Source organism: Pontibacter sp. HSC-36F09, assembly GCF_024171605.1.
Lineage (GTDB): Bacteria > Bacteroidota > Bacteroidia > Cytophagales > Hymenobacteraceae > Pontibacter.
This window is the reverse complement of the sequence record NZ_JALKAA010000001.1, coordinates 492,518-506,750: the sequence shown is the minus strand read 5'-3', so window position 1 is coordinate 506,750 and position 14,233 is coordinate 492,518. Positions and strand designations below refer to the sequence as shown.

The 14,233-nt window shown below is 49.5% G+C and carries 15 protein-coding genes; 4 read left to right on the top strand and 11 right to left on the bottom strand.

Going from position 1 to position 14,233, the window contains the following annotated elements:
* The first annotated feature begins 23 nt into the window (after positions 1-23).
* The 3 genes from L1278_RS02200 to L1278_RS02190 all read left to right on the top strand — a co-directional run bounded on the left by L1278_RS02200 (position 24) and on the right by L1278_RS02190 (position 2,573).
* Positions 24-1,844, top strand: a complete 1,821-nt coding sequence (locus L1278_RS02200) for a DNA mismatch repair protein MutS (protein WP_253400861.1) — start codon at positions 24-26, stop codon at positions 1,842-1,844.
* 64 nt (positions 1,845-1,908) lie between these two features.
* Positions 1,909-2,151, top strand: coding sequence for a hypothetical protein (locus tag L1278_RS02195; protein WP_253400860.1), 243 nt, complete (start codon positions 1,909-1,911; stop codon positions 2,149-2,151).
* 104 nt (positions 2,152-2,255) lie between these two features.
* Complete coding sequence (locus L1278_RS02190) at positions 2,256-2,573, top strand: hypothetical protein (protein ID WP_253400859.1); 318 nt, start codon at positions 2,256-2,258, stop codon at positions 2,571-2,573.
* Positions 2,574-2,673: 100 nt separating this feature from the next.
* Here the strand turns inward: L1278_RS02190 and tsf are convergent, their stop codons facing one another.
* The 6 genes from tsf to L1278_RS02160 all read right to left on the bottom strand — a co-directional run bounded on the left by tsf (position 2,674) and on the right by L1278_RS02160 (position 8,053).
* Positions 2,674-3,507 (bottom strand): translation elongation factor Ts, encoded by an 834-nt coding sequence (gene tsf / locus L1278_RS02185; protein WP_253400858.1) that lies wholly within the window; start codon positions 3,505-3,507, stop codon positions 2,674-2,676.
* Between the two features lie 222 nt (positions 3,508-3,729).
* Positions 3,730-4,497, bottom strand: coding sequence for a 30S ribosomal protein S2 (gene rpsB, locus L1278_RS02180; protein WP_188501590.1), 768 nt, complete (start codon positions 4,495-4,497; stop codon positions 3,730-3,732).
* A gap of 21 nt (positions 4,498-4,518) precedes the next feature.
* Positions 4,519-4,905, bottom strand: coding sequence for a 30S ribosomal protein S9 (gene rpsI / locus L1278_RS02175; RefSeq protein ID WP_116541526.1), 387 nt, complete (start codon positions 4,903-4,905; stop codon positions 4,519-4,521).
* A 6-nt stretch (positions 4,906-4,911) separates the two neighbouring features.
* Positions 4,912-5,361, bottom strand: coding sequence for a 50S ribosomal protein L13 (rplM, locus tag L1278_RS02170; protein WP_116541525.1), 450 nt, complete (start codon positions 5,359-5,361; stop codon positions 4,912-4,914).
* A 213-nt stretch (positions 5,362-5,574) separates the two neighbouring features.
* A complete protein-coding gene (locus tag L1278_RS02165) occupies positions 5,575-7,686 on the bottom strand; it encodes a M56 family metallopeptidase (RefSeq protein ID WP_253400857.1) in 2,112 nt (703 codons plus the stop codon).
* Between the two features lies 1 nt (position 7,687).
* A complete protein-coding gene (locus L1278_RS02160) occupies positions 7,688-8,053 on the bottom strand; it encodes a BlaI/MecI/CopY family transcriptional regulator (protein ID WP_253400856.1) in 366 nt (121 codons plus the stop codon).
* 199 nt (positions 8,054-8,252) lie between these two features.
* On the opposite strand from L1278_RS02160, the gene L1278_RS02155 reads away from it, so the two are divergent.
* A complete protein-coding gene (locus L1278_RS02155) occupies positions 8,253-9,233 on the top strand; it encodes an NAD(P)H-quinone oxidoreductase (protein WP_253400855.1) in 981 nt (326 codons plus the stop codon).
* A gap of 65 nt (positions 9,234-9,298) precedes the next feature.
* Here the strand turns inward: L1278_RS02155 and L1278_RS02150 are convergent, their stop codons facing one another.
* The 5 genes from L1278_RS02150 to recA all read right to left on the bottom strand — a co-directional run bounded on the left by L1278_RS02150 (position 9,299) and on the right by recA (position 14,222).
* Positions 9,299-10,012 carry an RluA family pseudouridine synthase gene (locus L1278_RS02150; RefSeq protein ID WP_253400854.1) on the bottom strand — a complete coding sequence of 238 codons (714 nt, stop codon included), beginning with the start codon at positions 10,010-10,012 and terminating at the stop codon, positions 9,299-9,301.
* A 239-nt stretch (positions 10,013-10,251) separates the two neighbouring features.
* On the bottom strand, positions 10,252-11,295 hold the full coding sequence (locus L1278_RS02145; protein WP_253400853.1) for a cell wall metabolism sensor histidine kinase WalK: 1,044 nt from the start codon (positions 11,293-11,295) through the stop codon (positions 10,252-10,254).
* Between the two features lie 3 nt (positions 11,296-11,298).
* On the bottom strand, positions 11,299-11,994 hold the full coding sequence (locus L1278_RS02140; protein WP_253400852.1) for a response regulator: 696 nt from the start codon (positions 11,992-11,994) through the stop codon (positions 11,299-11,301).
* A gap of 196 nt (positions 11,995-12,190) precedes the next feature.
* Positions 12,191-13,003 carry a DUF3108 domain-containing protein gene (locus L1278_RS02135; RefSeq protein ID WP_253400851.1) on the bottom strand — a complete coding sequence of 271 codons (813 nt, stop codon included), beginning with the start codon at positions 13,001-13,003 and terminating at the stop codon, positions 12,191-12,193.
* Between the two features lie 175 nt (positions 13,004-13,178).
* Complete coding sequence (gene recA, locus L1278_RS02130; protein WP_253400850.1) at positions 13,179-14,222, bottom strand: recombinase RecA; 1,044 nt, start codon at positions 14,220-14,222, stop codon at positions 13,179-13,181.
* Between the last annotated feature and the right edge of the window lie 11 nt (positions 14,223-14,233).

Genomic DNA, 14,233 nt, shown 5'->3' with positions numbered 1-14,233 from the left:
ACCTGCAAACAGAACAACTATACGTGAACAGTAGAGAAGAAGAATTTAAGAAGCGGGCCGCGGCCTATGCGGAACAGGAACAGAAAGCAGCCGGCAAATCGAAGTCCGTGTCGTGGTTAAGGGTAGTGGTGTTTGTGGCAGGCGCTATTGCAGCCTGGCTCTTTTTCAGAGATGGCAATATCAGTGCAGGAATCATCAGCATTGTCGGGTTTTACATCCTTTTTATACTGGTGATGCGCTGGCACAGCCGACTCGACTACAGGTATAAGCAGCTGCAGCTACTCAGCAAACTCAATCTGCAGGAGATCGATAGGCTGCAGGGCAAGCTCCATACCTTCGACGGAGGCGTTGCCTTCAAAGACGATCAACATCCCTATACCTCCGACCTGGATATCTTCGGTTTGGATTCGCTTTTCCAGCTGATGAACCGTTCTGTGAGTAGTATCGGGAAGCTGCGGCTGGCTCAGTGGTTCCGGCAGGCCGCACCCACCCCGGAAGTGTTGCGCAGACAAGAAGCGGTAGCAGAACTGGCACAGCCTGAGCAACAGGAATGGCTGCAGCAGGCCATCGTGAAACCCATGCATTACAAGCACACCGAGACAAGCACACAGGAGTTCTTTGACTGGCTACGTGCACAGGACCTGTATAAAGCGCATCCATGGCTAAAGCTACTGGTGTTTGTGTTGCCTGTTTTGACTTTGGCTGCTATTGCGACCTGGTTCTATGGCTACTCAGGTTACATTGCCGTTGCGTTTTTGGTTATTCAGTACCTCCTGGGACTTAAGTTTCAGAAGCAACGCGATGATTACTACGAAAAGAGCATCGGCATGTACGAGGCCATGCAAAGCTATACCGACCAGCTACGGCATCTGGAGGCCCATACCTTTAAAGCGACGTTCCTGGAAGAAATCAGGACAGGACTTTATAAAGCCGACACGCCTGCTTCCACAGCCATTGGCAAAGTCGCTACCATCATCGATTATTTCTCGTGGCGACTCAGCACATTGATGAGCTTTTTCTTGAACACTATCCTGATGTGGGATTTTGTGTGGATCTACCGGATCGAGTCCTGGAAAGCAGTGCATCTGGACCAGGTAGAGAACAGCCTTGTACTGCTCGCCGATTTTGAAGCACTCTCCAGTATGGCGGCCTACCAGTATGCCCAGCCGCATTTTGCTATACCTGAACTGAGCGCGCTGCCTTTCGAGTTTGACGCCGAGCAGCTGGCGCACCCGCTTATCTTTTCAGTGGAGCGCATCGCCAATGATTTCCGGATGCAGGGAGCGGGTAAGACCATTGTGGTAACGGGCTCCAATATGTCCGGTAAGACGACCTTCCTGCGTACCGTGGGCATCAACATGGTGCTGGCCTTTATGGGTGCAGCCGTGTGCGCACGCCGCCTCACAGTGGCCCCGGCACAGGTATACACCGCCATGCGCACTGTCGATAACCTGGCCGAGAACACCTCTTCTTTTTACGCTGAGCTTAAGCGCCTGCGCATTTTGTTGAACATGACAGAAGGGGAGGAGCCGGTCTTCTATCTGCTAGACGAAATACTGAAAGGCACCAACTCCCGCGACCGCCACGCTGGCGCGATGGCCCTGATCCGGCAACTGCATCGCCGCAACGCCTCCGGCCTTATCTCAACACACGATCTGGAGCTTGGTGCCATGGAGCAGGAGTTGCCGGGCAGTGTCGAGAACTTCAGTTTCAACAGCACCATCGAGGGCGACAGGATCCTCTTTGACTATACCTTGCACCGGGGCATCTGCCGAAGTTTCAACGCCAGCAAACTGATGCAGCTGATGGGTATAGAGATGGAGCGGACCGATGCAGCAGACTAGAGTCGTGCACCTGCCGCCTGATTTTACGTTAGCATATCAAAACATATAAGAAGCAAATAAACCCATGAGAGTAGTAGCAGACATACCTAACCCGCACGTGAAGATCACGCTGCATTCCTATAACAACAAGTACATCCTGAAGCTGGAGAAAGCCAACCTGGAGCAGATTTATAAGATAGAGGAAACCGAAGTAGCTGGAGATGAGGGAGCCAAGGCTTTACTGGATGAGGATTTTATCGAAGCAGTAGTTAACCGTTTTCAGGACATGCGCGACGCCTTTGTGTCGACGGTGAGGCGGAATAATTAAGGTATAGCCTGTGGGTTTTTACTTGGAATCGACTGTAATTCAGGTATATTTACTAAGTCTATATTTGGGCTATACCTTATACATTAGCTAACCTCATCCATTTTATGAAAAAACTTATCCTGCAAAACACCCTCGCACCACAACTACTAATTTACGGTGGTTTAGCCTTAGTGATGTGGCCAAGTATGCTACGAGCACTGGGCGTAATGAATTATGGGGATGCTTTCACTTCCATCTTTCTTTATATAGGTCTAGCGACTACACTTGCAGGTGTTGTCTTGCGGCTTTACCAGCAGCAGCAAATGGGGCAGTCAGCGCTCAGGAGCTATTTCCTCCGTTTTGCTTTCGGTATAACCATTGTCGTGATCATGATGATGACGGGTTTGGTCCGCACACCGGCTTTCCTGCAGAATCTGTTTTAAGGCTGAGTAGTCTTTTCTAAAGCTTATACTCTAGGTATAGACAAACAAAAAAGGCTCTGATTTCTCAGAGCCTTTTTTTTAATATAGTTGCTAAAACGGATTAACCGATCGCTACACGCTTGAACTCAGTTACAGTCAAACCTTTGCTTGTTTTCTCAAGCAGCTGAGAGATTGTAAGTGAAGAGTCTTTTACGAACTCCTGGTTCAGAAGAGTGCTCTCCTTGTAGAACTTGTTCAATTTACCCTGCGCGATCTTCTCCAGCATTTGCTCTGGCTTGCCTTCCTGACGCGCCTGCTCTTTACCGATCTCGATCTCACGCTCGATTGTAGCAGCGTCAACGCCGTCTTTGTCAAGCGCGATTGGCTTCATGGCAGCGATCTGCATTGCGATGTCCTTACCAACTTCAGTCACATCAGTACCGCTGGTGTTGTTCATACCTACTAATACACCCAACTTACCGTTAGAGTGGTTGTAAGCTACAACTTTCTCAGCCTTCACAGTTTCGTAAGAAACTACGTCGATCTTCTCGCCGATTTTACCCATCAGGTCTGTGATGTGGTCCTGCAGCGAACGGCCGTCAGCCTGAGAAGCGGCCAGCAATTCTTCTTTAGAAGTAGCGTTAGTAGAAACAGCAGCCTCCAGAACAGTGTTAGCCAAGTTCTTGAAGTCTTCAACCTTAGATACTGGCTCAGTTTCGCAAGCCAACGCCACTACGCGGCCGGTTGAACCGTCTGCGCTTACGTTAGTCAACACGATACCTTCAGAAGTAGCATTGTCAGCACGCTTGCTGGCAATCTTCTGGCCTTGCTTACGCAGAATATCTTTAGCAGCTTCGAAGTCACCGTTGGCTTCTGTAAGTGCTTTTTTGCAATCCATCATACCTGCACCAGTTTCCTGGCGAAGTCTGTTAACGTCTTGTGCTGTAATAGCCATCTTTTTATAATTAAGAATTAAGAATTATAAATGTTGTACTCAGTTTGGGAGGGGCATTGCAGGAAGGTATAGAACGGGAATGTAGTGCTCTAGCCCCTTATCTTTTGTCAAAATTTCTCTTGCCATAGAAGAGTTTCCTTCCGATTTGCCCTAAAACAAACTGAACATTGAAGCTTAAGGGCCCAATGTTCAGTTTATTGACTATGCTATATGCATGCGAGATTATTGCTCGTCAGCTTCCTGCTTGGCTTTGATGCCTTCTTCTTCAGAACGCTTACGCTCAGTCTCTTCTTTGTCTACTTTGCGCTCGGACAGGCCTTCTTCAATAGCCTTACCGATCACAGAAACGATAAGAGCGATAGACTTAGAAGCATCGTCGTTTGCTGGAATTGGGAAGTCAACCGTCTCTGGGTTAGAGTTCGTATCGCAAACTGCGAATACTGGCAGGTTCAACTTGTGTGCTTCCTTCACGGCAATGTGCTCACGCTTCACGTCCACGATGAACAGAGCAGCTGGCAGGCGAGACAGATCAGCGATACCGCCAAGAACACGCTCCAGTTTCTCACGCTCACGAGAAAGCATCAGACGCTCACGCTTTGCAATGGCTGCATAAGCTGTGTTGTCTTTTACCATCTTGTCGATCGTAGACATTTTCTTAAGTGACTTACGCACAGTGGCGAAGTTCGTCAGCATACCACCCAACCAACGGTCGGTTACATAAGGCATTTTCAGACGACGTGCTTCTTCCGCAACGATGTCCTGCGCCTGCTTCTTGGTAGCTACGAAAAGGATTTTACGACCAGACTTGGCGATGTTCTTGATAGCCGAAGAAGCTTCCTCAAGGGCAACCAGCGTCTTGTTCAGGTCAATGATGTGGATTCCGTTCTTCTCCATGAAGATGTACGGAGCCATTTTCGGATCCCACTTGCGGGTAAGGTGACCGAAGTGAACACCTGCCTCAAGTAATTCTTTATAATTAGTACTTGCCATGTTGTTGATACACCTTTAATATTAACGTTTACTGAACTGGAATGAACGACGCGCTTTGCGCTTACCGAACTTCTTACGCTCCACCATACGAGGATCTCTGGTTACGAATCCTTCTTTGCGGAGTGCAGATTTTGTCTCGGCGTTTTCTACTACCAGTGCTTTAGATATAGCAAGTCTAAGTGCTTCAGCCTGGCCGCTTACACCACCACCTTTTAGATTAGCAGTAACATCGTACTTGCCAATTAGTTCTAAGGTTTGAAACGGCTGATTCACAATAGTTTGCAGTACTTCGTCAGGGAAGTACGCCTTGATATCTTTACCGTTAATAGTGATATTCCCTTGCCCGGCCGTCATGTAGATACGAGCCACCGAGGTTTTTCTTCTACCAGATGTATTGATAACTTCCATTAATTATTAGATGTTGAGGGTTAATTCTTTAGGCTGCTGAGCTCCGAACGGATGCTCACTTCCTGCAAAAACATGAAGATTTCTGAATAGCTCGCGGCCTAGTGGGCCCTTAGGCAACATGCCACGAACAGCGCGCTCAACGAGCAGCGTTGATGATTTAGCCTTAAGCTCACGTGGAGAAGTCTTGCGCTGACCACCTGGGTAACCAGTGTGCGACAGGTAATACTTCTGATCCCACTTGCGACCAGTGAAACGCGTGTCATCAGCATTGATAACGATCACGTTGTCGCCGCAGTCAGCGTTTGGCGTGTACGAAGGCTTGTTCTTGCCTCTCAGGATCTTGGCGATTTCAGACGCCACGCGACCCAAGCTTCCTTGCCCTGCATCAATAATCACCCAGCCTTTGTTGGCTGTTTTCTTATTGACCGTAAGGGTCTTATAACTTAAATGGTCCATTTTTGGTGGTTGTAAGCGATTTATTTAACAATTAATTTCTTCTCGAGGGTTCTTGAAAAATGGTCACAAAGATAGGAACTCTTTATTTGATATGCAATACTTGGTGTAGAAATATGCTGGAATACAGGGGGATAGTGAAAAAAAGAAGGCGGTGACACAAAGCTGCGCCACCGCCTGTAAGCTAACACATTATCTGTTTCTATTTATCAACCATTAGCGGAGCAGGGTTGCGATCCTCACTTCACCCGTTTTCTTGTTGCTCTCTACCACAATAATGTTCTTGGCGTCTACTATACCTTTGAGTGCTTCCGCATCGTAAACTGCATTAGCCATTGCACCTTTTGGAGATTTCACAGTTATCTGTAAGCTTTCCAGCTTATCTCCATCATACTCTTCGATAAAGTTTAACGCCATACCATTATTGTTAAAAGCTATTTTAGCTGTTTTAACTTCTTGCGGAGTTACGTTTTCTGGCCAGATAAAGTATGCAACGTGCTCCTCAGTTTCAACGACACGGCTCTCACCTGCTTTAGGTATAGCCGGACCTTCATACCTGGTCGGAGGCGGTGGTGGCGGAAGTTGCTCCCTTGATGGTACCGGAGGTACTGGTGGTATTGCTTCTTTGCCAGGCGCAGGGGGCAGTGGTGTGCCTGGTGCTGGCGGAGGCGGCACAAGCAATTCCATTTTTTTGTTGAACTCCTGTACCTGGCGGGAGTCTTTGTTCTTTTCGGTTACAACCGAAATAACTCCCTTCGAGGCTCCTTTGCCGAATACCTCTACAGCGGTTTTACCTTTGACGATATTCATACTGTGGATAGTCTTTGGGTCAAGCTTTTGTGCGGCCTCTCTGCTAGCCTTTACTCCGTCAATATAGTACAACGCTGCTTCTGGCATGCTTGCTATTAGTTCAGCTTTATCCGGTGCTGGTGGAGCTGGCGGTGCATCGGGAGCATTGGGTGCGTCCGGGGCAGGAGGCGGTGGAGGAGGCAATTCCGGCAGCACATACTTGCGCTCCAACTCAGCCATACTTCTGGCATCTGCTACAAAGTATACTTCGGTGCCGCCGCCTTTCAAGGCAATCAGGATAGCGTCTTTTCCGTCTACTTTTTTGCTGCGCACGCTCTTTAGCGCCTGGTTTTGCTTTAACTGGTTTATGAGTTTTTCAATGTTAGGGCTGTTGGTGTCCTGACCCGGACTGTCTCTTCTGGCAACTGGGGGCGCACTGGGCATTTCGCCATACTTCAGCTCGGCCGAAGCCATGCTTTGCTTGTCTCCAAAGGTATAGACCTCCTCAGCACCGGACTTCAGTGCCACTTCTATTTTCCCGTTCGATCCCCAGGAGATTCGGCTTACCTCAGGGTTTCGGGCATAAAAGGCGGCGTATTCATTTTTCGGTTCAGTGGGAGCCTGTGTAGTAGCTTCTTCCGGAAGAATAGCTTCCGTTAATGTAGAAATATCATCCTGCGAGGCGCTCCGGAAGGCGACCAGCAGCACCGTTACGAGGGGCAGCACAACCAGCAATCGGAGCCGGTTTGCTTTGTTTGTGGGCATTTTATTCATCATGGCAATTCTTCGTTTAAGTGATGGAAAATTAAACTGATTGGCAATCTGAGGTTGTGTGGCGCCCACAACTTTCAGTAAGAGGTATTGGTATGCTACTCGGTCGACGCCAGCATTTACAACATGCTGGTCGGCTATAAACTCAAGGTTTTCTTTCATGGCCTGCTTCATGAGCCACACACCCGGGTTGAACCAGTAAAACACGGTGCTCAGCTCGGCCAGCAGCACATCCAGGGTATGCCAGCCGTTCACGTGAATCTGCTCATGCCTTAAAATAGACTCCAGTTCGGGCGACTGGTGCTGCGCTGGGTTTAGGTAAATGGTTTTCCAGAACGAGAAGGCCTCGCTTATACCTGGCACTTTTCGGAAGTCTACTCCCTGGTAGGTGGCAGGTATAGAAGCGCGGTGTATCCGGTAGAGTGAGGCAAACTGCATGGCCAGCCGCAGCAGCATCAGTCCGCAGCCGAGCCAGAACAGCGCGACAGGTATAAGCCAGTAATCAAATGCGGTCTGTTCAGGTATAGGGGCCGGTGTCCAGGCAGGTATAACCACGGCATAGCTTTGCACCACGGCCAGTTCTGCGTGCCGGCTAAACAGCTCCGAGAGGTCGATGAGCGGATAGACGGCTGAGAACAGGATGCCGAACACCAGGAAAAGCCGGTTAAGATGGTAGAACGTGAGTTTGCGCAGCACCAGGTGGTAGGCCAGGTAAAAGAGCACCAGGGCCACGTTCGCTTTCAGTAGGTATAGGAGCAGGGCGGGCATATCATCTCGTTTTTTTGTTCTCGATCATGTCAATAATCTCCTGCAGTTCCTCCGCGCTAATCTGCTTTTCCTTCGCGAAAAAGGCCACCAGTTCTTTGTAGGAGTTCTTAAAGTAGTCGCCCACAAAACCCTTCATGAAGCGCTTCTTGTAGTCTTCTTCTTTGATGATGGGGGTATAGCGGTAGGTGTTGCCAAACTTCTCGCCCTGCAGAAACCCTTTCTTCTCCAGGTTCTTCACCGTAGAGGCCAGCGTGGTGTAAGGCGGCTTGGGTTCTTCCAGCTTCTCCAGAAACTCCTTGATAAACCCGCCGTCCAGCGACCAAACGGCCTGCATGGCATCTTCTTCCTGTTGTGTCAGCTTTTCCATGTATCTACGATGTTTTCGTATAATTACGAAAGTTTCGTAGAAAGGTCAAGTGTTTGGGTGTAATTCTTTTAAATTTATTTTGCTCAGGTATAGAAAGTCGTTTGAGAGCACGAATAAGTAGTTTTGACAGGAAACCAGAAACATCTATTTTTAGCTGGCGTCTTAAGGTATAGCCACAATCAATTCCTAACTGACTGATATGAAAGCCATTCTTCTAAAGAAACCCGGTGGTCCAGAGCAACTGGTGCTGGGCGAATACGAAAAGCCACTGCCGAAACCTTACGAACTGCTGGTGCGCGTGCAGGCTACTGCGCTCAATCGTGCCGACACCATGCAGCGCCAGGGTAAGTACCCGCCCCCAAAGGGAGAAAGTCCGTTGCTGGGCCTCGAAATAGCCGGAGAGGTGGTGGAGGCAGGCTTCAACTGCACCCGCTTCCAGAAAGGGGACAAGGTCTTCGGGCTGCTGCCGGGCGGTGGCTATGCCGAATATGCCGTGATTCATGAGGAAATGGCCATGGCTATACCTGACAACCTGAGCATGGAAGAGGCCGCCGCTATACCTGAGGTGTTCCTGACGGCCTGGCAGGCGCTCTCGTGGCTGGGCAAGCTACAGGCAGGCGAACGGGTGCTGCTGCATGCTGGGGCCAGTGGCGTAGGCACGGCAGGTATACAACTGGCCCGCGCCCTGGAGGCGGAGGTGCTGGTAACGGCTTCTGAGAAAAAAGTGCAGGCTTGCCTGGACCTGGGTGCCCACAAAGCCATCAACTACAAAGAAGTGCCTTTTGAGGATGAAGTGCTGGCCTATACCAATTCAGAAGGGGTAGACCTGATCGTGGACTTTATCGCCGGGCCTTACTTCAAGCAAAACATCGAGTGCCTGCGCCTGGACGGACGGCTGGTGCTGCTGGCTACTATGGGAGGGGGCAAGGTAGAGGACGTCGATCTGCGGCAGATCCTGGTCAAGCGCCTGCAAGTTAAGGGCTCCACCCTGCGCTCCCGCACACGCGACTACCAGATCAAACTCACGCAGGACATGGCAGCCTTCGCTATGCCTTTATTTGAGAACGGCACGATCAAGCCTGTGGTGGACTCTGTATTCGACTGGGCGGACGTAGCCGAGGCGCACCGCTACATGGAGGCCAACAAGAACATCGGGAAGATTGTGCTGCGGGTGAGTTAGAGAGGCTATACCTTGTAAAAGCAAAAAGGGGACTGATATCGCATCAGGCCCCTTTGTTTTATACTCTAGTTGTACTGCCGGAGTTGCTTGATCAGCACGGCCATGTCTTTCGGGTATGGCGCTTCTATTTTGATCGGCTCCTCGTTCATCAGCCTAAAGCCGATGGCGTGCGAATGCAGTGCAAAGCGTTTGATAAGCGGCTGCTCCTCGGTCTGCTGCTTCAGGTTGAACTTACGCTTCAGCGTGCTCAGGAATAGATCTTCGCCGCCATACAGTTTATCGCCCACAATCGGCGCTCCCAAAAAGGCCAGGTGCACCCGAATCTGGTGCAGACGACCCGTTACGGGCATGCATTCCAGCAAGGTATGGCGACTGTAGTTCTCCAGCGTTGTGAAATAGGTTTCAGCAGGCTTGCCCTGCGGCGTGAGTTTGGCTACGCCTTTAGCGCCTGCCAATATCGAGCGGTTCACCAGGTGGTCTTCGAACTTGTGTGTACCCCAGGCCACGGCATGGTATACCTTGTATACCTCGCGGTGCTCAAACTGCATCGACACGTGTCGATAGGCCTCCGGGTTTTTGGCAAACACCAGGCAGCCCGACGTGTCTTTGTCGAGGCGGTGGCAGGCCTGCAGATTCGGGTCGTGCTGCTTGGCAAGCTTGAGCAGGTTAGTCGTGTTCGGAGTGCGGTCTTCGAGCGTGGCCAGAAAAGGGGGCTTGTTCACCACCAGAAAGTCCTCGTTCTCAAATATGATCAGGTCTTTAAAAACCGGGTATTTCATGCTGTACTGTATCGTTAATGCGCGCAGCTATACCTTAGCCACACGGCCCGCAAAGATACTTATAATTATGGTTGGATGGTTGAGGGTTAAATTGTTAAATGGCTAAATTGTTAATTGTTTGGAGATTGATATGGTATAGCCTCGGCTATTCTTTTTCTATCAGTAACATCGTCCAAAGTTATACCTCCCAATCGTTTTGAGATTTCAACAATTTAACCATCAACAATTTAACGATTCAATTAACCAACCTTCGCCTTGAGCAATTTAAACCGTAGCATTGTGCCCTTATCCAGCTCGCTTTTGACGGCGATGAAGGAGCGGTGGGCTTCGATGATGTGCTTGGAAATGGCTAGGCCGAGGCCGGAGCCGCCTTTGTCGCGGGAACGGCTCTTGTCGATGCGGTAGAAGCGCTCGAATATGCGGTTGATGTGCTCCTGGGCTATGCCCGGGCCATCGTCTTTTACAGTAATGGTAAAGCGCTTGCGCCCTTCCGTAAACGAAACCCAGATATTGCCCCCTTCGTGACCGTATTTGATGGCATTGTCCACCAGGTTGATGAATACCTGACGAATACGATTAGGGTCGGCATGGATCATAACTTTCTCGCCGGGGTTTACATCCAACAGATGCAGTTTCGTCTGGCTTTTATTGGCTTTTTGCTCCAACTGCTCAAAAACTTCCCGCACCAGTTGCACAGCGTCAAAGTCCTGCTTCTCCATCCTTACAACGCCCTTCTCGAACTGCGAGATGCTGATCAGGTCCTGCACCAGGGTATCAAGTCCGTCGAGGCTGTTGGCTGCTTTCTGTAAAAACTTGTCACGCACATTAGGGTCGTCCACGGCGCCGTCGAGCAGTGTGTGGATGAAGCCCTGCGCGGCGAAGATCGGGGTCTTGAGCTCGTGCGATACGTCGGCCAGAAATTCGCGTCGCATCACTTGCAGGTGTCGGAGTTCGTCAATCTCTTGCTGCTTACGCTCGGCAATAAGGAAGATGTCGTCTTTTATTTTCCGGAGCGGGTCGGCCGTAAACAGAGAACGGCCCTCTGCTTTGCGGTACTCCTGCTTCTTTATTTTCTCCAGGCTGGAGTACAAGTTTTTGATTTCACGGAATACAAGCGCCTCGTACGAAAAATAGATCAGCAGGAAACAGCAGATGAAAACCAGTACAAGCGCCGCCATTAAACCCCGTGAGGAAAAGTAGCTGGCTAAAGCCAAAAAGGCAGTGAGCACAAGGGCCACTGCCAGGGATATTAAAAGGGCAAGCGTACGGGAGTTTAAATTCATGTTTTAGTCAGTGTTAAACTTATAGCCAACACCCTTGATGGTCCTGATCTTGTCTTCGCCTATCTTTTCACGCACTTTCCGGATGTGTACATCCACGGTGCGGGCGATCACATACACGTCGCTTCCCCACACGTTGTTGAGTAGCTCTTCGCGTGTAAATACCTTGTTTGGAGTAGCTGCCAGAAAGGCCAGTAATTCAAATTCTTTTTTCGGAAGCGTGATCTTCTCCTCGCCTTTGTACACGGCAAAACTGGTGCGGTCTATCCTCAAACCACCTATCTCGATCACCTGCTCTTGTTCTTCCTGCTGCGCATCGCGACGGGCGTAGGCTGCCAGACGGCTGAGCAGGGCACGTGGCTTAATAGGTTTTGTGATAAAATCATCAGCACCGGCGTCGAAAGCGGCTACTTCTGAGAACTCTTCTGATCGGGCGGTGAGAAAAACGATGTGTGTATGACGGAAATCCTGCTCTTCGCGCAGTTGGCGGCAGGCGGCTATCCCGTCCAATACCGGCATCATCACATCCATCAGGATCACGTCAGGCTTAAAAGTATTCGCTACCTCTATCGCCTTTTTGCCATTGTCGGCCTGGGCGACGTCGTAGCCTTCGCGGGCCAGGTTATATTGCAGCAGCTCTACGATATCCGGGTCATCGTCAACTACCAGTATTTTATAATGGGCTTGGTTCGGTGTCAGCACGTTTTTAGGATTAGGTTGTTCCGCCTTTACTAACAGGTCGGTATAACTATTGTCGGAAGCCATTCAGTGCCCTCCATTTCAATACAAAGATACCATTCCGGAAGGTATAGAAGCAGCTGGCGGTCAAATCATAATATTTTCTTAACATTGGCTTTTTGGCAAAAGAAAAACCAGCTGTCTAAGCTGGTTTATTCTCTTATTTCTGTGCCACAAGGGCAGGTTTATGCTTCAGATTCCGGTGTTCGTACAGGTCAACTTTTACAGATCCCACAAACATATTAGCGGAGATCAGTACCGGTATCTTGTTTTTGTCATCAGAGAGGTATACGGTAATAGCATCCTCACCATTAAACAGCTTGTTTTTTGGCATACGTGGCACTAGTTTGATCGCTCTAAAAGAACCGGCCTTGGTGCTGATCGTTTCGCGGCCCTGGTAAGTGACTACCATGTCGAATGCCTCCTCATCGAAGAATCCTTTGACTATAAACTTGTCGCCCGGCTTATAGCGGTCGTAATCGAGGGTGCGCAGGTAATAAAACCCGCTCACAATATCCTGAGCGCCGGAGGGAATCTTATGGCTGCTTTTCTTCTTGTCTCTGTTCTTTTTCTTTGATTCTACCTGCGCTGTGTTTGTGAAGTGGTTAAAGTCCACGGTTTCGCGCTTGCGGTAGCTGCCTTCCTCAATGTTGCGGAAAGAGCGGTGCGGCAGAATGGCAGCTGTATCAATGTAAGACTGGTAAGTATTACGAATTTTGATGAACAGGTCGAATGAACTGCTGGTCTTGCCATACACGGTGGCTTTGTAGGTCGGCCTATCGTTGACGCGGTGCAAGTTAGGTGCGATATCGATTACAGCTTCGGCTGCCGTTATCGGGCCGTAGTGTACTTTATATTTAAGCAGTTCGCCTGCACTAAAGCTTTCGTTAGGGATAGTGCGAAGTGACTCTTTGGCTGCAAAGCCAGAGAGCACCATAATGGCCAATATTATCGCTGGAAAAATCTTCTTCATAAACAGTTTCAGACTTACAGTGTTTTTATAGTATCTCCAATATCAACTATTATACCAACTGCGGGCCCTTACTCTAAAGATAATAAGTTGTCTTCACACTACCAACAACTTAAAATGCAAAAAGGTGCTACACTGTGTAGCACCTTTCTGATTATTTGTTAGTTGGGAATAATGTTCATTCCGCGCCGCTCAGATCTTCCAATGCTGCGGCCACCTTCTCAGGCTCGCCTTTCACAATTGCTCTGATCTTAAGTTCGATCTCCTCCTGCAATTCCGGGTTGTCAAGCAGGATCTGCTTAACGCCATCACGGCCTTGGCCCAGTTTGTCGCCGTTGTAAGAGAACCATGAACCAGATTTCTGTACTACACCTAACTCAACGCCCAAGTCCAGAATCTCACCTACTTTAGAGATACCTTCGCCATACATGATGTCGAACTCAACTACTTTGAACGGAGGCGCTACTTTGTTTTTTACCACCTTCACGCGGGTACGGTTACCTGTAATATTGTCAGCAGACTCTTTGATCTGGCCAATACGACGGATGTCCAGACGCACAGAAGCGTAGAACTTCAAGGCGTTACCACCAGTAGTTGTTTCCGGGTTACCGAACATCACACCGATCTTCTCACGAAGCTGGTTGATGAAGATACAGCAGCAGCCAGTCTTGTTGATCGTACCGGTTAGCTTACGCAATGCCTGCGACATCAAACGAGCCTGAAGACCCATTTTGCTGTCACCCATGTCGCCTTCCAGTTCGCCTTTCGGTACCAGTGCGGCCACAGAGTCAATTACAATAATATCGATCGCACCGGAGCGGATCAGGTGATCGGCAATCTCCAGGGCCTGCTCACCGTTGTCGGGCTGCGAGATCAGGAGGTTCTCCGTGTCTATTCCAAGTTTTTCGGCATATGCCTTGTCAAATGCGTGCTCTGCGTCGATAAAGGCGGCCAGGCCACCGGCGCGCTGCGCCTCTGCAATAGCATGCATGGTAAGCGTGGTTTTACCAGACGATTCAGGACCGTAGATTTCGATGACACGGCCGCGCGGTAAACCGCCAATTCCTAAAGCAATGTCAAGTCCTAGCGAGCCGGTAGAGATAGCCGGAATGTCTTCCACTTTGTTGTCGCTCAACTTCATTACAGTACCTTTACCGTAAGTCTTGTCAAGCTTGTCTATCGTCAGCTGCAGGGCTTTTAGTTTTTCGTTGCTTACGCTCATGTGTGTTTAAT